The organism is Stenotrophomonas sp. Sm6012, assembly GCF_030985895.1.
GTDB classification, from domain to species: domain Bacteria; phylum Pseudomonadota; class Gammaproteobacteria; order Xanthomonadales; family Xanthomonadaceae; genus Stenotrophomonas; species Stenotrophomonas forensis.
The window spans coordinates 1-19,335 of record NZ_JAPTFX010000049.1 but is presented as its reverse complement, the minus strand read 5'-3'; the positions used below and the strand labels follow the sequence as shown (position 1 = coordinate 19,335).

Below are 19,335 nucleotides of genomic sequence, written 5' to 3'. Positions count from 1 at the left end.
AGGGGCGGACACCACCCTCAAATGATAACGGCTCGTATTTGCATTTGATACCCATTCTCTTGAACGGGCATGCAACAGTGGATTCAGCGCGTTGCGCGCAGGCCCAGCAAACCACGCCGCTTGAACCACCATTCCAGAGGCAGCGTGACCAGCGGCGGGAGGGCCGCCAGCAGCGCCAGCGCACTGGCCCACCAAGGCCAGCGCAGGCGCACGGCCGCGAGCAGGGTGACCGCCACGTAGACCAGGAACGCCGCGCCATGCAGCGGGCCGAACAGTTTCACCAGTGCCACGTTGGCCATCGGGCCGTACTTCATCCACATGCCGATGAGCAGGCCGGCCCAGGTCACGGCCTCGATGAAGGCGACCACTGCGAACAGGCGTCCGGTCGGGTGCATGGGAGAATGTTGGGTCACGCGGGGCTCCGGCATCGGGAAATCAAATGCGAATGATACGCAGATGCACGCAAGCCTGGCACCACTGGATAGCGCCGGGCCATGCCTGACGGACGTGGTGGCAAAAGCGCGTCCACCCAGGTGGACACCTACCGAGGCATGTGCGGAAGGATCTGCTCTCCGATCTCGCGCAGCACGCTGTCCATCGGCCGCCCGTTGTCGACCAGGTTGAACATCACATGCGCCACGCCCTGCGCATGCACGCGCAGCAGATAGTCGCGCAGACCGTCGCGGCCGACCTTCAGGCCCAGCGGCAGCGGCTCGGGCGGTGCCTGCGGGTCTGCCTGCAGGTCCAGCAGCATCGACTGCACGAACGGTTTGCCTGCCCCGCCGCGTTGCACGAGCGCCTGCTGCCACAAGCCGATGCGCCCTTCCTGCGCAGCCTCCTCGCGGTGATAGGTGGCCCAACCCTCGGCCTCGCGCGCGATCCACTGCAGGCTCTGCCGCGCCGTGCCCACCACCAGCATCGGAATGCGCGTGGCCGGCGCCGGCAGCACATCGAAGCCGCCGGTCGCCCGCAGCACCGCGGCCCGCTCATCGGCATCAGGCGACAGCGCTGCGCGCAGCAGCGACCAGCGCTCACGGAAGGTCGCTGCCCTGCCCTCCAGGTCCTCGCCGAACGCGGCGAACTCTCCAGGTCGATCGCCCGATCCCAGCCCCAGCACGAAACGTCCATCGCTGATCCGGTCCAGGCTCAATGCCGACTTCGCCACCTGCAGCGGTTGCCGCAGCGGCAGCACGATGGCCGCACTGCCGACCGCGATGCGCTCGGTCGCGGCAGCCAGCATGCCCAGCCACAGGAACGGATCGTCCAATGCGCTGGCCGTCGCATCCGGCCCCTGCGGCACCATCAGCGGCACGTCGCGCGTCCACAGTGCGGCGAAGCCCAGATCGTCGGCCAGCCGAGCGATGCGCCGCGCCTCGCGTGGATCGGCCAGCCCATGTGCCGCAACGGGCGTCATCAGGCCCAGGCTCAGCCCTTGCTGCGGAAACAACGAAGCGTAGGCGGGATTGAATTCACTCATGCCGCCAGCTTAGCGTGCAGCTACCCGGCGACGATGACGCGCCACACACCACTGGAAGAACGCTGCATGCCGAAGATCCGCCCCGCCCACGTCGATGACCTGCCCGCGATCAGCGCGGTATGCCTGGCCGCGTTCAACGAGGCAGTGGCGCCGTCGCTCAGCGCAACCGGCATCGCCACCTTCGGTAGCGTTGCGGCCGCCGATGCGTTCGGCGCACGCCTGCTGGGCGACAACCTCATCCTGGTGGCCGAGCAGGACGCACGCGTGGTCGGCGTGGTCGAACTGAAGGAAGGCCGGCACCTGGCGATGCTGTTCGTCGACCCCGCCTGCCAGGGCCGGGGCATCGGCCATGCCCTGTTCGAAGCGGTGCTGCCGCAGGTGCGCGGGCCGATGCTGACCGTGCGCGCCTCGCTCAATGCAGTGCCGACCTACCTGCGCTATGGCTTCGTGCTGGACGGTAACGTCGGCGATTTCAATGGGTTGGTGTATCAGCAGATGGTGCGGGCAGCGGCCTGACGGCATCCGCCCGGCATTGACCGGCAATGCCCGACGGGCGTCATGCCCTGCAGCACGCCCGTCATAAGCAAACTGAATCAGCACGTTCCCCGGCCCTTCCTACAATGGCCTGTCACCCTGCCCTTCGAGATGCTGCCGATGCGCGTCGCGCTTTCCGTGTTGCTGCTGGCCTCGGCGCTGAGCGCCTGCACGCCAGCTCCGGTGTCCACCGCCAACTCCGCCGAATCCCCAGCACCGGCCACAGCCATCGCCTGGCGCCAGGGCGACGTCGACGATGCGTTCGCCGAGGCCGCCGACAGCGGCAAGCCGGTGCTGCTGTACTGGGGCGCGGTCTGGTGCCCGCCCTGCAACCAGCTCAAGGCCGGCCTGTTCAAGGACCCGGCCTTCATCGCGCTGACCGGCAAGTTCGTGCCGGTCTACCTGGATGGCGACGAGGAAGGGGCGCAGGCGTGGGGCGAGCGCTTCGGCGTGCGCGGCTACCCCACCCTGATCGTGCTCGATCCGCAGCGCAACGAAATCACGCGCGTGGCCGGTGGCAACGACGCGGCCGAACTGACCCGCGCACTGACCGTGGCCGCTGGCCGTCGCAGCGCGGTCGCTGCCACGCTGGCCACCGCGCTGGCGACGCCGGACAGGCTGGCCGCCGAGGACTGGCAGGTGCTGGGCGACTACGGCTGGGAAGTGGATGCCAACCGCCTGGCCGGCGAACGCAGGAGCGAAGACGTGCTCCGGCAGCTGTCCAAGACGGCGCCGGAAGCGGCCCTGCAGCGTCGTTTCGCGCTGCTGGCGCTGGCCTCCGCGGAGAAACCGAGTGCCTCGCCCACCGAAGTACGTGAGCTGCTGCAGGCGGTACTGGCACAGCCGACGGAGGTACGCCGCAACCGGGAACTGCTGGGCTATGCCGGCGCCACGCTGGTCAAGCAGGCCAGTGCCGGCCCGGCCACCCGCACTACGCTGGGCCAGCAGCTGCTGGTCGCGCTGGAGCGCGCCGACGCAGAACGCGGCGACCGCGCCGACGACGCGCTGTCGCGGGCCCTGACAGAGGTGTCGCTTGCCCGCCAGCAGCAACCGCAAGGCGCGCTGCCAGCGGCGCTGGTGGCGCGGGTCAAGCAACGCGTTGCCGCGGCCGATGCTGCCGCCACCGATGCCCATGCGCGCCAGGCCACGATCAGCAGCGCGGTGTACGCCCTGCGCGAGGTGGGTGACGACGCAGCTGCGGAAGCGCTGTTGCTGGCCGAACTGAAGCGCAGCGAGCAGCCGTACTACTACATGCCCGAGTTGGCCGAACTGGCCGAGCAGCGCGGTGACACCGCCGGTGCGCTGGAGTGGCTGAAGCGTGCCTACGACGGTGCGCAGGGCCCGGCCACCCGCGTGCAATGGGGCGTGCTGTACGTGGAAGGGTTGCTGAAGCTGGCGCCGGACGATGCACCGCGCATCGAGCAGGCCACCACCGCGCTGATCGCCGAACTGGACGCACAGCCGTCCGGCTACCACCAGCGCACGCGCCAGCGTTTCGAGCGCCTGGCCGGGCAGCTGAAGGCGTGGAGCGGCAAGCACCACGGCGCAGAGACCCTGGTGCGGTTGCAGCAAAGGATGCAGCAGGTGTGTGGCGAGCAGGTGGATGGCGCCTGCAAGGACTGGTTGAGTTGATGAAACCGCTGGCGGCTGGCTCGCCTTCCGGCGCTTCTGTTGATATCGGTTGTGGCGGCGGGCAGCGCATCAGCGCGCCGGTGAGGGTTCGGAAATCGGGTACTGGTAGTGGCGGCCGCTGGCCGGCAACCCGACCTTCGTTGATTGCCGGCCAGCGGCCGGCGCAACCACGTCGCTCCTGCTCCTGCCTTTGATTCCGTCTCCGCGCCAGCGCAGGGAGCTTTCCTGCAGGGGCAGATGGGTCAGCGCAGGACGTTGGCGCCATGGATGGCGCCATCGAGTCAATCCCGTCTCTTGACCTCAACCAATGTTGAGGTGCGATAACGATCTCCCCACGGCCAGCCTCCTGGCCTTCCCCACGGAGATTGCTTCGATGTCGTACTCGCTTCCCCCGCTCCCCTACGCCTATGACGCCCTCGAGCCGCACTTCGATGCGCGCACGATGGAGATCCACCACGGCAAGCACCACCAGACCTACGTCAACAACCTCAATGCCGCCCTCGAGCAGGCCGGCATCGCCGCGCAACCGGTCGAGGCACTCATCGCCAACCTTGATGCGGTGCCCGAAGCGCAGCGCGGCGCGGTCCGCAACAATGGCGGTGGTCACGCCAACCACAGCCTGTTCTGGACCGTGCTCAGCGCCAGCGGCGGCACCCCTGATAACGAACTCGCCGCGGCGATCGATCGCGATCTCGGCGGCTACGATGCCTTCAAGCAGGCCTTCAGCAAGGCCGCGCAGACGCGCTTCGGCAGCGGCTGGGCGTGGTTGACCACTGATCGCGACGGTCGCCTGCAGGTTGAAAGCAGCGCCAACCAGGACAGCCCGCTGATGGGCGCAGCGGTCGGCCTGTCCGGCAACACCCCGATCCTGGCGCTGGATGTGTGGGAGCACGCCTACTACCTGCATTACCAGAACCGTCGCCCGGACTACATCGGTGCGTTCTTCAACATCATCAACTGGGCCGAGGTCGGCCGGCGCTACCGCCAGGCCCGGGCCTCATGAGCGGCGAGACACTGCCGTACGCCGGGCCGTGGGCGGGGGTGTTCCCCGCCCCAGCCCCGGTGCCGTCGGTCGGGATGCCGCCGCGTGCACTGCGGCGGCTGCTCGGCCATTTCCCCACGGGCGTAGCGATCGTCTGCGCGCGCGACGCGCAGGGCAAACCGGTCGGCCTGACCATCAGCTCGTTCGTGCCGGTATCGCTGCAGCCACCGCTGGTGCTATGGAACCTGGCGCTGCATGCGCAGAGCCTGTCCACCTTCCAGCGCGCCACCCGCTTTGCGATCAGCGTGCTGGCAGCCGACCAGGAAGCGTTGGCACGGCGCTTCGCCGATCCACAGGTGCGCGACCGCTTCGACGGCCTACCACTGCTGGAGGATGACGAAGGCACCCCGCCACGTATCGCCGGTGCGGTGGCCCACCTCACCTGTACCCGCCACGCGCAATGGCCGGTGGGTGATCACCTGCTGCTGGCTGGCCGCATCATCGATGTCCACGAGAACGGGGGCGCGCCCCTGCTGTTCCATCGCGGCCGCTTCCAGCCGGGACCGCAGGAATTGTTGCAGGAGGTGCGCTGATGAACATCGAGGCCCTGGAATGCATGCTGGCCAGCGGCAAGGACGGCGCGCTGCTGCGCTTCGGCCTGGGCAAGGGCTGGCTGGATGCGGGCAACCCGGTGCGCGCGGCGACCCATCTGGGCCGCTGCGTGGTGCTCGATCCGCAGTATTCGGCAGCGTGGAAGCTGCTGGGCAAGGCGTGGCTGGCCAGTGGCCAGCCGCAGGCGGCGCGCGAGGCGTGGCAGCGCGGGCTGAGCGTGGCCGGCAGCAAGGGCGACCAGCAGGCGCGCAAGGAAATGCAGGTGTTCCTGCGTCGCCTGGACCGCGAACAGGCGGCCCTGGCGAAGGCGGGCTGAGTGGATCAGCCCGCGTTGGCCGATGCCGGTGCGGACAGGATGTCCGCCATCGGCAGGCGGCGCGGCTTGCTCGGGAACGCGTGGCGCAGGATGCGCCAGACCACCTGGCCGAACTGGCGCGGCAGCGAGCCGTTGTTGTAGTGCTGGCCGTAGCGGCGGCAGATGTCCTTCACTTCCTTGGCGATGGCCGCATAACGGTTGGCCGGCAGGTCCGGGTAGAAGTGGTGTTCGATCTGGTGGCTGAGGTTGCCCGACAGCACGTTGATCAGGAAACCACCGCTGATGTTGGACGAACCACGCAGCTGGCGCAGGTACCAGTGGCCACGCGATTCATTGCGCAGGCATTCCTTCGGGAAGGTTTCCGATTCGGCGGTGAAGTGGCCGCAGAAGATGATCACGTAGGTCCAGATGTTGCGCAGGCCGTTGGCCACCATGTTGCCCAGCATCACGGTGAGGAAGAACGGGCCGGCCAGCAGCGGGAAGAACACGTAGTCCTTCAGCACCTGGCGGGCCATCTTGCGCGCCACCGGGCGGGTCTGCAGCCACATCGCACGGGCACTCATGCGGCCTTTCAGCCAGCGGCCCAGGCGCAGGTCCTGCGCGGCCACGCCCCACTGGAACAGCAGCGCGAAGATCGGCGCGATGATCGGCTGCAGCAGGTAGAACGGCTTCCAGCGCTGTTCCGGGAAAATGCGCAGCAGGCCATAGCCGATGTCATCGTCCATGCCACGCACGTTGGTGTAGGTGTGATGGCGGAAATTGTGGGTCTTGCGCCAGTTGTCGGCGGTGGCGACGATGTCCCACTCGTAGGTGTTGCCATTGAGCTTGGGATCGCCGGTCCAGTCGAACTGGCCGTGCATGACGTTGTGGCCGAGCTCCATGTTTTCCAGGATCTTCGACAGCGCCAGCAGCAGCGTGCCGGTGATCGCGGCCGGCCACAGCAGCGGCATCCAGAACAGCGGCGAGAACGCGGCCAGGAACAGCAGGCCACGGCCACCCACGCCGAACCAGCGCACGGCGGCGGCCACGCGGCGGATGTAACGGGTATCGGAGGCGCCCAGGCTGCCGATCACACGGTCGCGGATCGCGTCGAGCTCCTCGCCGAAGGCATGCATCTCGGCAGTACTCAGGGCACGGTCGGTAGCGCGGGTCATGGCAGGCGTCCTCAGAGATCCAGGGTCAGGTCGGTGGTCGGCGCACTCACGCAGATCCGCACCGGCTGCGCCGATTCGGACTGCAGGTCGCCGGTGCGCAGGTGGCGGGTAGCGCCACTGACGCGATCACAGGTGCAGGTGTTGCAGATGCCCATGCGGCAGCCGTGCTTGGGCTTGATGCCGTGGGCTTCGAGGCTTTCCAGCAGCGAACGTCCACGCGGCACGCTCAGCTGGCGGCCACTGCGTGCCAGCGTCAACGACACTTCGCCTTCGCTGCTGGCGTCAAGCAACGGCGCCGGCGGGGTGAAGGCCTCGGCCTGGAAGCCCGCCACCTGATGCGCCAGGCGTTCGCGTGCGGCGGCGACGAACCCATCCGGGCCGCAGGCCAGCACATGGCGCTGTGCCAGCGGCGTGTCATCCCCGGGCACCTGCAGGTCATGGCTGCCGATGCGCGCGGCCGGGATGTCGCCTTCGCGGGTGGTCAGCAGATGCACGCGCAGATTCGGCTGCGCTGCGGCCAGCGCCTGCAGTTCATCACGGAACTGCAGGTGGGCAGTGGTGCGCTCCCAGTAGAACAGGTCGACCGGCGCCGCCAATGGACGCTGGCAGGCCTCGCGCAGCAGGCTGCGCATCGGCGTGATGCCACTGCCGGCAGCCAGCAGCAACACCGGGGCGGCGGCGGGCATGTGGAACTCGCCGAACGCGGCATCTACACGGAACAGCTCGCCCGGGCGTGCGTGATGGACCAGATGCTGGCTGATCCTGCCGCCCTCGACCGCCTTGACGGTAATCGCCAGTTCGCGCCGCCCCAACACGGTGGGGCTGTAGCTGCGCTGCCACACGCGACCTTCAATTTCCACGCTCAGGGTCACGTGCTGGCCGGCGCGCATGCCGGCCCAGTGCCGGTTGGTGCGCAGCACCAGGGTTGCCGCGCCCTCGCCGGCCGGCTCACGCCGTACCAGGCGGGCCATCGGCTCACGCAGGGTCCACAGAGGATTCAGCTGACCTGCCCAGAAATCGAACAGCGTCGGCGACACCCAGCGGTGCGGGGAAAACAGGGAAGGACGGACGACAGCGCTCATGGGGGCACTATACGGGCGCACATACACCTGTGTATACATGTGTATATTGAACCGGATTGGGTATGATTCAGCCTTGTCCCACCGGAACACCCATGGCCGCCGCCACCGCCCTGACGCCGAACGAAGATGCCAACAGCCCGACCCGCCGAACGGTGAGCCGCGAGGATCTGCTGGCTGCCGCGCTGAAGCTGATCGGGCCGCACCGCAGCCTGTCCACGCTGAGCCTGCGTGAAGTGGCCCGCGAGGCGGGCATCGCCCCGAACAGCTTCTATCGGCAGTTCCGCGACATGGACGAACTGGCCGTGGCCCTGATCGACGTGGCCGGCCGCTCGCTGCGCACCATCATCGGCGAAGCCCGCCAGCGCGCCACCTCCAGCGCCACCAGCGTGGTGCGCGTGTCGGTGGAGACCTTCATGGAGCAGCTGCGTGCCGACGACAAGCTGCTGCACGTGCTGCTGCGCGAAGGCGCGGTCGGCTCGGACGATTTCAAGCACGCCGTCGAGCGTGAGCTGCACTATTTCGAGGAAGAGCTGCAGCACGACCTGGTGCGCCTGGCCGCCCTCGACGGCGCGGTCCTGCACAAGCCGGAACTGGTCTCGATGGCGATCACGCGCCTGGTGTTCGCGATGGGCGCGTCGGCCATGGACCAACCTCCGGAGAACGACCCGGAACTGGTCGAGCAGATCTCCACGATGATCCGCATGATCATCGTCGGCGCCCGCACCCCCGCCGCCTTCCGCCGCGGCTGACAAGACGCGAAGCGTGCATCGCGCTACATGACCACCGGCAGGGTCGCGGCCTCGATATGTAATGTTATAACACCTGCATGATCCACCTGGATGCCTGTGCGCCAGAATTGCTGCGGCTTCGTTATATAGCTCTTGCTATATCTATAAGCCACTGCTTTCATATGCCCCAGCCAGGTCGCCCTCGCCGCCTTTCCCCCCCAAGGACGACACCCTCATGCACGTTGCCACCCCGCTCTTCCATCGGCTGCCCCTGGCCGCCGCCATCGCCCTGATCCTGCCGCTGCCGGCGCTGGCCGCCTCACCGAAGCCGACCGAACTGGACCGCGTGCAGGTCAAGGTCAGTACCGCCACCCGCAGCGAACGCCTGCTGTCGGACGTGCCGATCCGCACCGAGGTCCTGCGCAAGGAAGACATCGAACTGCGTGCGGCCACCGACTTCTCGCGTGCCGCCGAACTGATCAACGGCCTGCGCGTGGAGAGCAACTGCCAGAACTGCAACACCAGTGAAGTGCAGCTGCTGGGCCTGCCCGGTGCCTACAACCAGCTCTTGTTCGATGGCATTCCGCTGCTGTCCACACTGGGCAGCGTGTACGGGCTGGAACAGATTCCGGCCGGCTTCGTCGACCGCATCGAAGTGGTCAAGGGCGGTGGCTCGGCGCTGTATGGCCCGGGCGCGGTGGCTGGCGTGATCAACCTGATCCCACCGCTGCCGGCGCGCAGTGGGGGGCATGTGCAGGCCGGCGTGGATGTATTGAAGGGCACGCCGCAGAAGAACGCCGATGTGCGCCTGGACCTGGTCGCCAAAGATTCCGACGCCGGGCTGTCGGTGATCGCACAGCGCAACTGGAACAGCGGCATCGACTACAACGGCGACGGCTATACCGAGATCACCCGCAAGAACCTCAAGGTCGGCGGGCTGCAGGCCTGGTACTCACCCACGGCGGGCACGCGGCTGCGCCTGGACCTGCAGGTGACCGACGAAACCCGCCGCGGCGGCAACCGCCTGGACCAGCCCGAATACCTGGCCAACATCGCCGAATCGCTGGATACGAAGTACCGCCGTGGCAGCATTTCCTGGGATCAGGAAATCAACGCCGACGTCGATTTCCGTCTGGCCTATGCGTTCGCCGATATTGATCGCGACAGCTTTTATGGCGGCCTCGGCGACGTGGTCACCGATCCATCGGCGCCGGGCTATGACCCGTGGCAGCTGGACCCGAACGTGGCCGGCAGTGCGGCCTCGCGTTCGTGGCGCCAGTACGGCCGCACCCATAACCCGCTGCACTACATCGACAGCCAGTTGAACTGGCGCTTGGGCGCGCACGCGCTGGCCTTCGGTGTGCAATACAAGCATGAGGCGCTGCGCGACGACAACCGCAACGGCGCCGGGCAGCGCCTTGCGGTACTGGAGGATGCGAGCTTCCACAACCTGGGCGCCTTCGTGCAGGACGAGTGGAGCCTGCGTGACAACGTCGACCTTGTACTCGGCGCGCGTGTGGACAAGAGCTCCGAACTGGACAATGCGGTGTTCTCGCCGCGCATCGCGCTGGCCTGGCAGGCCACGCCGAACCTGAAATGGCGCGCCGGCATCGCCACCGGTTTCCGTGCACCGGAAATCTTCGTCGAGGATGTGCATGTGGATACCCTCGGCGGCGAACAGGTGCGCGTGCGCAACACCGACGGGCTGAAGGAAGAACGCGCGTTGACCACGCTGTTCGGTTTCGATTGGCGGTCGGACCCGGCCAATCCGGTCTGGAGCTGGGATGCCACCGCCTCGTACGCCCGTATCCGCGACACCTTCGCGCTGGGCGAGATCCAGCGCGGCGATGACGGGCAACTGAGCCAACTGCGCTACAACGCCTCCGGCTCCAATGTGCTGGGCGCGGAAACCAACCTCGGCTGGCAACCCACGCCGCAGTGGCGGCTGACCGCCGGTGCCTCGTGGTATCGCTCGCGCTTCCGCGAACCACAGCGCATCTTCGACGACACCGGCGAGGGCGGCGGCACCATCATCGAGAGCCGCGATTACCTGAAGACACCGCGTTGGACCGGGCTGGCCCAGCTCAGCTGGACGCCTGTCGAGCCATGGGAAACCTTCGTGGCACTGCGCCATACCGGCCCGATGTCGGTGCTGAACAACCGGCTGGGCGAACTGCATCGCACCCGCGCATTCCTGGTCACCGATCTCGGTGCGCGCTGGCACCGGCATCTGGGCGCACAGGCGCTGCAGGAAGTGTCGGTGGCGGCAGGCGTCAAGAATGTGTTCGACCAGCGCCAGAAGGACCTGGAAACCGGGGCACTGCGTGACAGCGATTACGTCTACGGCCCGCGTTTTGCGCGCTCGTGGTACGTCAACCTGCGCTATGCGTTCTGAGGCGTTGCGAGCGCTGTTGCTGGCCGCTGGGCTGCTGCTCGCTGTGCCGGCGATGGCGACGGACCTGCACGCGCAGGTTTCGGCCTCGTTGATGCGGCCCGAGCAGCGCTCACTGCGGCCGATGCAGTGGCCGGCGCCGCCAAAACTGGTGGCACTGTATTTCGGTGCCGACTGGTGCGGGCCCTGCCATGCCTTCGTGCCGACCCTGCGCAGCGTACGCGATGCCCTGCGCGAGGCCGGCGCCGATACCGAAGTGGTGTACGTCAGCCTGGACGAAAGCGAGGCCGCGCTGCGGCGCTACATGCACGCGCAGGCCATGCCGTGGCCGGTGCTGGACCCGCGCCGCGCCAGGCGGATGCCCGCGCTGCAGGCCCTGGCGGGGCTGGGCCCGCCCAATCTTGTGCTGATCGACGCCGATGGCAATGTGCTTGCCAATGGCTGGCAAGGCCGGCGCTACGAAGGACTGCAGCCGGTGTTGAAGGCATGGACGACGCAAGCGTGCGCGCAGCAGCAGGCGCGATGTCCGCCTGGATTGTAGGGTCGCGCGAACATCGGCTCTACAGAACACCTGATTCCGCCACCACACGGACACCCGCCGGGCATGGCCCGGCGCGTCCACTACAGCGCCCCGCCCTCAGCCTTGCGCACGAACGCCTCGAACAATGCCAGCGTCTGTTCGCTGACGTGGTGCTCGATGCCCTCGGCATCGCGGCGCGCGGTATCCGCGTCCACGCCCAGCGCCAGCAGGAAACGCTCCACGGTCTGATGGCGCTGGCGGCTGGCATGCGCCAGCGCCTCGCCTTCCGGGGTCAGGAACACGCCACGGTACGGCCGCTGCACCACCCAGCCGTCGCGGGCCAGGCGCCGCAGCATCTTCGCCACCGTCGGCTGGGCCACGCCCAGGCGGGTGGCGATGTCGACCTGGCGGGCCTCGCCGCCGTCGGCCAGCAGGTCCGAGATCAGCTCGACATAGTCCTCCACCAGCTCCATCCGGTGCGCCTCGCGCACTTGGCGGAAGCTCTCGACCTGGCGCTCGGCCTCGATCAAGGGTGTGCTCTTCAGCGATGTCGAATCGTCGGTCTTGCCCACGCCTGCGCCTGTCCTTCCGGTGTACTGCGGTGTTGAACCTGAATTCTGGACCAGTAACGCGATAAAGACGATTGTTTCACATTGCTAATGACTATAGCAGGAGCTATCTTTGGACCCATGAACACCCTGGCGCCCCGCGACCCTTCGGCCTCCACTCCGGCCAGCCTGGGCGCGCTCAACGCATCGGTGGCGGTGCCTGACAAGGGCCATTGGTGGTTCCGCCTGCTGGCCTTCCTCGGCCCGGGCTACATGATCTCGGTCGGCTACATGGACCCGGGCAACTGGGCCACCGATCTGGCCGGCGGCTCGCGCTTCGGCTACCTGCTGCTGTCGGTCATCCTCATTTCCAACCTGATGGCAGTGATCCTGCAGGCGCTGTCGGCGCGGCTGGGCATCGCCACCGGCATGGACCTGGCCCAGGCCTGCCGCGCGCGCTACCCGAAGCCGGTGAACCTGGCGCTGTGGGCGCTGTGCGAGGCGGCGATCATCGCCTGTGACCTGGCCGAGGTGATCGGCACGGCGATCGCGCTGAAGCTGCTGTTCGATCTGCCGCTGCTGTGGGGTGCGGTGATCACCGCACTTGATACGCTGCTGGTGCTGTTGCTGATGAACCGCGGCTTCCGTGCACTGGAAGCGTTCGTGATCGCGCTGCTGATGGTGATCTTCGCCTGCTTCGTGGTGCAGATCGCAATGGCCGCGCCACCGGTGATGGCGGTACTCGCCGGCTTCATCCCGCGTGCGCAGGTGGTGACCGATCCGCATGCGCTGTACATCGCCATCGGCATCATCGGCGCCACGGTGATGCCACACAACCTGTACCTGCATTCGTCCATCGTGCAGACCCGCGCCTACCCGCGCACCGATGAAGGGCGTCGCAGCGCGTTGCGTTGGGCGGTCACCGACAGCACCCTCGCGCTGACCCTCGCGCTGTTCATCAATGCCAGCATCCTGATCCTGGCGGCGGCGGTGTTCCATGCCAACGGCCGCTTTGATGTGGAAGACATCGAGCAGGCGCACCAGCTGCTGGCACCGATGCTGGGCGTGGGCGCGGCGGCCACCCTGTTCGCGATCGCCCTGCTGGCCTCGGGGCTGAACTCCACGGTGACCGCCACGCTGGCCGGGCAGATCGTGATGGAAGGCTTCCTGCACCTGCGCCTTCCGCCGTGGCTGCGGCGCTTGATCACCCGGGCGCTTGCGATCATTCCGGTGGTGGTGGTGATCGTGCTGTTCGGCGACCAGGGCGCGGTGAAGCTGCTGGTGCTGAGCCAGGTAGTGCTGTCGATGCAGCTGCCGTTCGCGATCATTCCGCTGGTGCGGATCGTCACCGACGAGATGACCATGGGCGCACTGGTGGCACCGCGCTGGCTGGGCAGCATCGCGTGGGTCATCGCCCTGGTGATCGTGGTGTTGAACGTGAAGCTGCTGGTGGATACCTTCGCCGGCCAGTAGATCCACGCCATGCGTGGATGTCTTTGTAGAGTCGAGCCATGCTCGACTCATCGCGCATCGCGCGAAAGGCAGTCGAGCATGGCTCGGCTCTACAAAAGCCGGGATCGCGGCCTACAGATACAACGCGATGGCCGCCTCGATCTGCTGCGGCGATTGGAATCCAGGCAGGCGCTGCCGCTCGTCGCCGTCACGGAACAGCGACAACGTCGGCGTCTGTCGCAGCCCCAGTTCCCTGAAGAACGCCTCGCCCAGCACCTCCAGCTGCACCCGCAACAGGGTCGTGCCCTGCCCCGCCACACTGTTCGCCACCCGATGCAGCGACATTTCCAGCATCCGGCATCCCGGGCACTGGTCCTTGTGGAAGTCCACCAGCACCCGCGGGTGCTCGGCCAGCAGCTGCTGGAACTGCTCAGGCGTGGTGGCGTCGATGATCTGCATCGGTGTTGCTCCAGTAATGGGCCAGGACCGCATCGGTCCAGGCCTCGATGGCCGCGGCATGGCGCTCGCCATGCGGCATCTGTTCGATCTCCAGCGGCGGGTAGTCGCTGCGGAAGTAACGGATCAAGCGGTGCACGGCGCCGCAGTAGTACTCCTGCCCCCACTGTGTCTCGCCGGTTCCGAACACCGCCAGCTGCCGCGGCCGCTCGCCGCGCTCGGCGATGCCGGCCACCCACGCCTTCATTTCCGCAGGCGTGCGGCCGGCGTTGTCGGTCCAGCAGCCCAGCAGCACCAGGTCGGCCTCGTCGGCCGCCAAGGACGGCGCCTGGCGCAGGTCATCCGCCTCCTGCCAGTGAACGACATGACCCGCAGCGCGGCAGCGCCCGGCGATCTGCCGGCCAAGCTCGCGGGTGTTGCCACTCAACGAGGCCACCACCAGCAGGATGCGCAGCGCCGCGCTGGGCTCAGAGGTCGTCGAAGCCGTTGTCGACGTTGGTCTTCTTGTAACTTGCATTGCGCATCTCGAAGAAGTCGGTCTTGGTCTCGGTGAAGTTGTCGGCGTAGGCCTTGATCCACGGCATCACGTTGTCGGTGGTGTCGCTGTACAGGCGCTCGATGCCGAGCATGCCGGCCATCTTGTTGGCCCGGTACTTCACGTAGCGTGTCATCTCCTCCACATCGATGCCGTCGATGCCATCCAGCACTTCCGAGGACCACTCGGTCTCCAGCTCGATGGCATGCTCGAACGCCTGGTGCACATAGGCGGTCAGCTCGTTGGTCTGCAGCTCCGGGTTCTCGCCGATGATGGCGCGGATCAGCTCGCTGATGAACTTGGTGTGGGCCAGCTCGTCGCGGTTGATGAAGCTGATGATCTTGCCGGTGCCGGTCATGCGGTTCTGCCGCACCATGTTGTAGAAGTACGCGAAACCGGAATAGAAGTTGATGCCTTCCAGGATCGAGGACTGGATCAGCGACTTCAGCAGCGTCTCGGCGGTCTTCTCGCGCATGAAGTCGTCATACGCGCCCATGATCGGCGCGTTGCGCTTGATGATGGTCGGATGGGTGCGCGCCAGCTCGAACACGCGGTTCTGGTTCGGCAGGTCGGTGATCGAGGCCAGCACATAGCTGTAGCTCTCGTTGTGGATCACCTCCTGCTGGCCGATGATCGCCGCGTTGGCATGCGCGGCCGGATCGGTGATGTACTCGGCCACGTTGTAGATGAAGCGGGTCTGCGGCGAATCCAGCGTGGCGAGCAGTCCGATGATCGAGTCGTAGGCATTCTTCTCGCGCCCGGACAGCTCGCCGTACTGGCGCGCGTCGGCTTTCATGTCGACTTCGTCCGGGATCCAGAAGTTGGTCGACAGTTCCTTGTAGGCCCGATAGAACGACGGATACGGAATGTCGTTCCAGTTCAGGATGCCGCTGGTGCGTCCGTTGATGATGCCCGTGCTGCGGTTGGGATGACGCGGTTCGAGGATCTTGATGCGGTCGAGGGGGGTTGCCATGGTTTTCTGCCTTCGTTTTCTTTCTACCGTGTTGCCGGCCAGCGGCCGGCACTACCGTTGCTCAGCTCGCGCACCACTCGCATTCGCTGATGTCGATGTCGTTGGAGCGCACGTAGTAGGTGGTCTTCAAGCCTTCGCGCCACGCGCTCAGGTGCAGCTCCAGCAGCGTGCTGGCGCGGATCGTGCTGGGCACGTACAGGTTGAAGCTGATCGACTGGTCCACGTGGCGCTGGCGGCGCGCGTTCTGGCGCACGCTGGCGAACTGGTCGACCTTGTAGGCGCCCTTTTCGTAGTACGGCCAGGTCTCCAGCGACAGGCCCGGCGCGGCCACCGGCCGCCGGAAGTCCTTCTTTTCCTCGTAGTAGAACGCGCTGTAGATCGGGTCGATCGAGGCGGTGGAACCGGCAATCTGCGCGGTGCTCATGTTCGGCGCCACCGCCAGCAGCCAGCCGTTGCGCAGGCCGTGCGTGGCGACCTCGCGGGCCAGGCTGTCCCAGTCCGCGCCTCTGTAGCCACGGTCACTGAAGTAGCGGCCGTTGTGCCAGTCGCTGCCGGCGAACATCGGGTAGCTGCCCTTCTCCTTGGCCAGCTGCGCGCTGGCCTGGATGGTCAGGAAGTTGATGCGCTCGTACAGGCGGTCGGCCAGCTGTTCGGCATCCGGCGATTCCCACTGGATCGCCTGCTGCGCCAGCAGGTGGTGCCAGCCGAAGGTGCCCAGGCCGATGGCGCGGTACTTGCGGTTGGTGATCGTGGCCTGCGGCACCGGCAACGCGTTGAGGTCGATCACGTTGTCGAGCATGCGCACCTGGATCGGGATCAGGCGCTCCAGCACGTCGGTGGCCAGCAGGTCATCCGGCGCACTGATCGCACGACCGAGGTTGATCGAGGACAGGTTGCAGACCACGAAGTCGCCCGCGCGGCGGGTGGTGACGATCTGGTCGCCGCTGACGATCTCCTGGATCATCCGCGTCGGGCTCATGTTCTGCAGGATCTCGGTGCACAGGTTGCTGGAATAGACCATGCCCGCGTGCTTGTTCGGGTTCTTGCGGTTGACCTCGTCGCGGTAGAACAGGAACGGGTTGCCGGTCTCCAGCTGGCTGAGCATGATCCGCTTGAACAGGTCGATCGCCTTCACCGTGCGGCGGCTGATGCGCTCATCGGCCACCAGTTCGGCATAGCGGTCGCGGAAGCTGCCCGAGCCACGCTTCTCATCGTAGAAGTCCTGCAGGTACCAGCCCTTGGCACTCTTCACTTCGTGCGGGTCGAACAGGTACCAGTCGGCACGGCGCTCGACCGCTTCCATGAACAGGTCCGGCACGCACACCGAGGTGAACACATCGTGCGCGCGCAGGCGCTGGTCACCATTGTTCAGGCGCAGATCCAGGAAGGCTTCAATGTCGCGGTGCCAGATGTCCAGGTACACCGCCACCGCGCCCTTGCGCTGGCCGAGCTGGTCGACCGAGACGGCGGTGTTGTTGAGCTGCTTGATCCACGGCACCACGCCACCGGAGGAATTGGGCACGCCACGGATCGGTGCGCCACTGCTGCGCACGTAGCCCAGATAGGCGCCCACACCACCACCGTGCTTGGACACGCGCGCGATATCGGTGTTGGAGTCATAGATGCCCTGCAGGCTGTCATCCACCGTGTCGATGAAGCAGCTGGACAGCTGGCCGCCGACCTTGCCGGCGTTGGCCAGGGTCGGCGTGGCCACCGTCATGTACAGGTTGGACAGCGCCCAGTAGGCCTCGCCGACCAGCTGCATGCGCCGCTCCCGCGGCTTTTCTTCCTGCATCAGGTACAGCGCGATGGTCAGCCAGCGCTCCTGCGGCAGTTCATAGACCTCGCGGCTGCGGTCGCTGGCCAGGTAACGCGTGGCCAGCAGGTACAGGCCGTTGTAGGCAAACAGGCGATCGCGTTCCGGCTCGATCATCTCGCCGGCCTGCTGCAGCTCTTCCTTGGAATAGCAGCGCAGGATGTCGTTGCTGTAGATGCCACGGTCGGCCAGGCTTTCCTGCAGGCCCACGTAGGAGCCGTACTTCAGGCTGACGTCGTAGAAGCGGTTGCGGCTGGCGCGCTTGTACAGGCGACGCAGGTAGATGCGTGCGGCGAACTGCTCCCACTCCGGCGCGACCAGATCCACGCGCGATTCGGCCTCGCGGATCAGCAGGTCGACCAGGTCATCGGCACTGAGGCTCGGCTTGCGCTCGACCATCGCCTGCACCACACGGCGATAGTCGCTCACATCCAGCTGCGGAAACTCCGCGTGCACCGTATCGATGCTGCGCTGCAGGCGCTCGGCGTCGAACGGCAGGCGGCGGTTGCCGGCTTCCTTGGTGATCCAGGTCGGCACGCGCTCGCCACCGGCGCGCAAAGCGTCGCCAGCGCCGGCCAGATCGGCCGCGCGGTAGGTGTTGTCGGTCATGGTCCTGCGTCTCCAGGCTCGCACGCACAGCGGCGTCGATGCCGTGGCAGCCCTGCACGCGATACCGGCGCACGGGGCGATCGGGGTGGGATGCCAACGCACGGGATCATCAGGTCGTCGGCAAGAGCCTGCGCCTGCGGCCGGTATCCGGGCCGTGGGGGGCGACCTGTGTCCGCGCGATGGCGGCCGCGTCGACACGGCAAGCCTTCAGGGGCGGGCCGCGGGACGTTTGCTGCATGTCCGGCGGCGGCGGCTGACCGGGAGTGACGGCCACAACATAGTGGGGATATTCCGAGCCGTCAACACAAGATGAGGTAATCACGACATGACGCGACGATCCGTCGCAGGATGCCGTGTTGCAGCGGCGACGCCTTGTCGACCGCGTCCTCGTCCCCAGTTCGATACAACCTCCACTTTCCCCGGAACACCGCCCATGCGCGCTGCCCAGTACTCTTCCTTCGCCGACCCGGCCGACGTCCTTGCCGTTGCCGATGTGGCCCTGCCCGAACCCGGCCCCGGCGAGGTGCGCATCCGCACCGTGCTGGCCTCGATCCACAACCACGACCTGCTGACCGTGCGTGGCCTGTACGGCTACAAGCCGACGCTGCCGGCCATTGCTGGCAGCGAAGCCCTGGGCGTAATCGATGCCCTCGGCGAAGGCGTCGACGGCCTGCAGATCGGCCAGCGGGTGGCCGCCGCCTCGGTGCACGGCACCTGGGCCGAAGCCTTCATCGCACCGGCGCGCATGGTGATTCCGATGCCGGACGCCATCGCCGACGAGATGGCCGCACAGCTGATCGCGATGCCGCTGAGCGCGCTGATGCTGCTGGAGTTCCTGCACGTCGAGCCGGGCCAGTGGATCGTGCAGAACACCGCCAACGGGGCCGTCGGCAAGTCGCTGGCGATGCTGGCGCGGGCGCGCGGCGTGCACGTGGCCAACCTGGTGCGCAACGCCGACGCGGTCGCGCAGCTGCAGGCACTCGGCATCGATCATGTATTCGATACCTCGGTGGACGGCTGGAAGGATCGCGTACGCGCAGCAACGGGCGAAGCACAGGCAGCGGCCGCGGTCGATTCCATCGGCGGCGACGCCAGCGGCGACCTGGTCGACCTGCTTGGCCACCACGGCACCCTGGTCTCGTTCGGCGTGATGAGCGGCCAGCCGATGCACATCCCCGCCGGTGGCCTGATCTACAAGGAGGCCACGGTGAAGGGCTTCTGGGGCAGCAAGGTCAGCCAGGCGATGGCGGTGGAGGACAAGCGGCGGCTGGTCGGCGAACTGCTGAAGCGCGCCGCCGGCGGCGAACTGACCCTGCCGGTGGAGCGGGTCTTCGCATTGGATGACATTGCCCAGGCAGCGAAGACCGCGGGCGGCTCGGGTCGCAACGGCAAGGTGCTGCTGCGGCCTTGATGAGCTGGCATTGCCTTCTGTAGAGCCGAGCCATGCTCGGCTGCTTTCCGGTCAGTGTGCGGAGCCGAGCGTAGGCTCGGCTTTACAGCAGTGTGCGGACCAACGG

Annotated in this window: 19 protein-coding genes; 10 read left to right on the top strand and 9 right to left on the bottom strand. The window is 66.9% G+C overall.

The window, feature by feature from the left end; all coding sequences use genetic code 11:
* Positions 1–83: 83 nt before the first annotated feature.
* The gene (locus tag O0J73_RS10745; RefSeq protein ID WP_308308686.1) at positions 84–395 is read right to left on the bottom strand and encodes a DUF3817 domain-containing protein; all 312 of its coding nucleotides are present in this window, start codon (positions 393–395) and stop codon (positions 84–86) included.
* 146 nt (positions 396–541) lie between these two features.
* Positions 542–1,477, bottom strand: coding sequence for a TIGR03571 family LLM class oxidoreductase (locus O0J73_RS10740; RefSeq protein ID WP_308308680.1), 936 nt, complete (start codon positions 1,475–1,477; stop codon positions 542–544).
* Positions 1,478–1,543: 66 nt separating this feature from the next.
* Here O0J73_RS10740 and O0J73_RS10735 point away from each other — a divergent pair, with 66 nt between their 5' ends.
* From O0J73_RS10735 to O0J73_RS10715, 5 genes are all read left to right on the top strand, one after another.
* A complete protein-coding gene (locus O0J73_RS10735) occupies positions 1,544–1,993 on the top strand; it encodes a GNAT family N-acetyltransferase (protein WP_308308679.1) in 450 nt (149 codons plus the stop codon).
* Between the two features lie 129 nt (positions 1,994–2,122).
* Entirely contained in the window at positions 2,123–3,643 is a 1,521-nt protein-coding gene (locus O0J73_RS10730) for a thioredoxin family protein (RefSeq protein ID WP_308308678.1), read from the top strand.
* Between the two features lie 373 nt (positions 3,644–4,016).
* A complete protein-coding gene (locus tag O0J73_RS10725) occupies positions 4,017–4,646 on the top strand; it encodes a superoxide dismutase (RefSeq protein WP_308308677.1) in 630 nt (209 codons plus the stop codon).
* On the top strand, positions 4,643–5,218 hold the full coding sequence (locus O0J73_RS10720) for a flavin reductase family protein (protein ID WP_308308676.1): 576 nt from the start codon (positions 4,643–4,645) through the stop codon (positions 5,216–5,218). Before O0J73_RS10725 ends, O0J73_RS10720 begins: the two co-directional genes overlap by 4 nt.
* Entirely contained in the window at positions 5,218–5,553 is a 336-nt protein-coding gene (locus O0J73_RS10715) for a tetratricopeptide repeat protein (protein ID WP_008267331.1), read from the top strand. The genes O0J73_RS10720 and O0J73_RS10715 overlap by 1 nt, the downstream gene beginning before the upstream one ends.
* Before the next feature lie 5 nt (positions 5,554–5,558).
* Here O0J73_RS10715 and O0J73_RS10710 read toward each other — a convergent pair whose 3' ends face one another.
* The gene (locus tag O0J73_RS10710; RefSeq protein WP_006450039.1) at positions 5,559–6,707 is read right to left on the bottom strand and encodes an acyl-CoA desaturase; all 1,149 of its coding nucleotides are present in this window, start codon (positions 6,705–6,707) and stop codon (positions 5,559–5,561) included.
* 11 nt (positions 6,708–6,718) lie between these two features.
* A complete protein-coding gene (locus O0J73_RS10705) occupies positions 6,719–7,789 on the bottom strand; it encodes a ferredoxin reductase (protein ID WP_308308675.1) in 1,071 nt (356 codons plus the stop codon).
* A 92-nt stretch (positions 7,790–7,881) separates the two neighbouring features.
* Here O0J73_RS10705 and fabR point away from each other — a divergent pair, with 92 nt between their 5' ends.
* From fabR to O0J73_RS10690, 3 genes are all read left to right on the top strand, one after another.
* A complete protein-coding gene (gene fabR / locus O0J73_RS10700; RefSeq protein WP_008267228.1) occupies positions 7,882–8,538 on the top strand; it encodes an HTH-type transcriptional repressor FabR in 657 nt (218 codons plus the stop codon).
* 214 nt (positions 8,539–8,752) lie between these two features.
* Positions 8,753–10,912 carry a TonB-dependent receptor gene (locus tag O0J73_RS10695; protein ID WP_308308673.1) on the top strand — a complete coding sequence of 720 codons (2,160 nt, stop codon included), beginning with the start codon at positions 8,753–8,755 and terminating at the stop codon, positions 10,910–10,912.
* On the top strand, positions 10,902–11,450 hold the full coding sequence (locus O0J73_RS10690; RefSeq protein WP_308308672.1) for a thioredoxin-like domain-containing protein: 549 nt from the start codon (positions 10,902–10,904) through the stop codon (positions 11,448–11,450). The genes O0J73_RS10695 and O0J73_RS10690 overlap by 11 nt, the downstream gene beginning before the upstream one ends.
* A gap of 80 nt (positions 11,451–11,530) precedes the next feature.
* On the opposite strand, the gene mntR is transcribed toward O0J73_RS10690, so the two are convergent.
* Positions 11,531–12,001, bottom strand: coding sequence for a manganese-binding transcriptional regulator MntR (gene mntR / locus O0J73_RS10685; protein ID WP_005409965.1), 471 nt, complete (start codon positions 11,999–12,001; stop codon positions 11,531–11,533).
* A 117-nt stretch (positions 12,002–12,118) separates the two neighbouring features.
* Between mntR and O0J73_RS10680 the strand changes: the two genes are divergently transcribed.
* Entirely contained in the window at positions 12,119–13,450 is a 1,332-nt protein-coding gene (locus tag O0J73_RS10680) for an Nramp family divalent metal transporter (RefSeq protein ID WP_308308671.1), read from the top strand.
* 111 nt (positions 13,451–13,561) lie between these two features.
* On the opposite strand, the gene O0J73_RS10675 is transcribed toward O0J73_RS10680, so the two are convergent.
* The 4 genes from O0J73_RS10675 to O0J73_RS10660 form a co-directional block, all read right to left on the bottom strand.
* Positions 13,562–13,888, bottom strand: coding sequence for a thioredoxin family protein (locus O0J73_RS10675; RefSeq protein ID WP_006450185.1), 327 nt, complete (start codon positions 13,886–13,888; stop codon positions 13,562–13,564).
* Positions 13,860–14,339 carry a flavodoxin gene (locus O0J73_RS10670; RefSeq protein ID WP_197564170.1) on the bottom strand — a complete coding sequence of 160 codons (480 nt, stop codon included), beginning with the start codon at positions 14,337–14,339 and terminating at the stop codon, positions 13,860–13,862. The genes O0J73_RS10675 and O0J73_RS10670 overlap by 29 nt, the downstream gene beginning before the upstream one ends.
* 13 nt (positions 14,340–14,352) lie before the next feature.
* Positions 14,353–15,393, bottom strand: coding sequence for a ribonucleotide-diphosphate reductase subunit beta (locus O0J73_RS10665; protein WP_049457400.1), 1,041 nt, complete (start codon positions 15,391–15,393; stop codon positions 14,353–14,355).
* 61 nt (positions 15,394–15,454) lie between these two features.
* Entirely contained in the window at positions 15,455–17,818 is a 2,364-nt protein-coding gene (locus tag O0J73_RS10660; protein ID WP_308308670.1) for a ribonucleoside-diphosphate reductase subunit alpha, read from the bottom strand.
* 433 nt (positions 17,819–18,251) lie between these two features.
* On the opposite strand from O0J73_RS10660, the gene O0J73_RS10655 reads away from it, so the two are divergent.
* The gene (locus O0J73_RS10655; protein ID WP_308308669.1) at positions 18,252–19,229 is read left to right on the top strand and encodes a zinc-binding dehydrogenase; all 978 of its coding nucleotides are present in this window, start codon (positions 18,252–18,254) and stop codon (positions 19,227–19,229) included.
* Positions 19,230–19,335: the final 106 nt, after the last annotated feature.

What these genes read in the sequence shown, in the direction of transcription:
- O0J73_RS10745 (WP_308308686.1), bottom strand. Translation starts at nt 395, where the DNA reads ATGCACCCGACCGGACGCCTGTTCGCAGTGGTCGCCTTCATCGAGGCC.
- O0J73_RS10740 (WP_308308680.1), bottom strand. Translation starts at nt 1,477, where the DNA reads ATGAGTGAATTCAATCCCGCCTACGCTTCGTTGTTTCCGCAGCAAGGG.
- O0J73_RS10735 (WP_308308679.1), top strand. Translation starts at nt 1,544, where the DNA reads ATGCCGAAGATCCGCCCCGCCCACGTCGATGACCTGCCCGCGATCAGC.
- O0J73_RS10730 (WP_308308678.1), top strand. Translation starts at nt 2,123, where the DNA reads ATGCTGCCGATGCGCGTCGCGCTTTCCGTGTTGCTGCTGGCCTCGGCG.
- O0J73_RS10725 (WP_308308677.1), top strand. Translation starts at nt 4,017, where the DNA reads ATGTCGTACTCGCTTCCCCCGCTCCCCTACGCCTATGACGCCCTCGAG.
- O0J73_RS10720 (WP_308308676.1), top strand. Translation starts at nt 4,643, where the DNA reads ATGAGCGGCGAGACACTGCCGTACGCCGGGCCGTGGGCGGGGGTGTTC.
- O0J73_RS10715 (WP_008267331.1), top strand. Translation starts at nt 5,218, where the DNA reads ATGAACATCGAGGCCCTGGAATGCATGCTGGCCAGCGGCAAGGACGGC.
- O0J73_RS10710 (WP_006450039.1), bottom strand. Translation starts at nt 6,707, where the DNA reads ATGACCCGCGCTACCGACCGTGCCCTGAGTACTGCCGAGATGCATGCC.
- O0J73_RS10705 (WP_308308675.1), bottom strand. Translation starts at nt 7,789, where the DNA reads ATGAGCGCTGTCGTCCGTCCTTCCCTGTTTTCCCCGCACCGCTGGGTG.
- fabR (WP_008267228.1), top strand. Translation starts at nt 7,882, where the DNA reads ATGGCCGCCGCCACCGCCCTGACGCCGAACGAAGATGCCAACAGCCCG.
- O0J73_RS10695 (WP_308308673.1), top strand. Translation starts at nt 8,753, where the DNA reads ATGCACGTTGCCACCCCGCTCTTCCATCGGCTGCCCCTGGCCGCCGCC.
- O0J73_RS10690 (WP_308308672.1), top strand. Translation starts at nt 10,902, where the DNA reads ATGCGTTCTGAGGCGTTGCGAGCGCTGTTGCTGGCCGCTGGGCTGCTG.
- O0J73_RS10680 (WP_308308671.1), top strand. Translation starts at nt 12,119, where the DNA reads ATGAACACCCTGGCGCCCCGCGACCCTTCGGCCTCCACTCCGGCCAGC.
- O0J73_RS10675 (WP_006450185.1), bottom strand. Translation starts at nt 13,888, where the DNA reads ATGCAGATCATCGACGCCACCACGCCTGAGCAGTTCCAGCAGCTGCTG.
- O0J73_RS10665 (WP_049457400.1), bottom strand. Translation starts at nt 15,393, where the DNA reads ATGGCAACCCCCCTCGACCGCATCAAGATCCTCGAACCGCGTCATCCC.
- O0J73_RS10660 (WP_308308670.1), bottom strand. Translation starts at nt 17,818, where the DNA reads ATGACCGACAACACCTACCGCGCGGCCGATCTGGCCGGCGCTGGCGAC.
- O0J73_RS10655 (WP_308308669.1), top strand. Translation starts at nt 18,252, where the DNA reads ATGCGCGCTGCCCAGTACTCTTCCTTCGCCGACCCGGCCGACGTCCTT.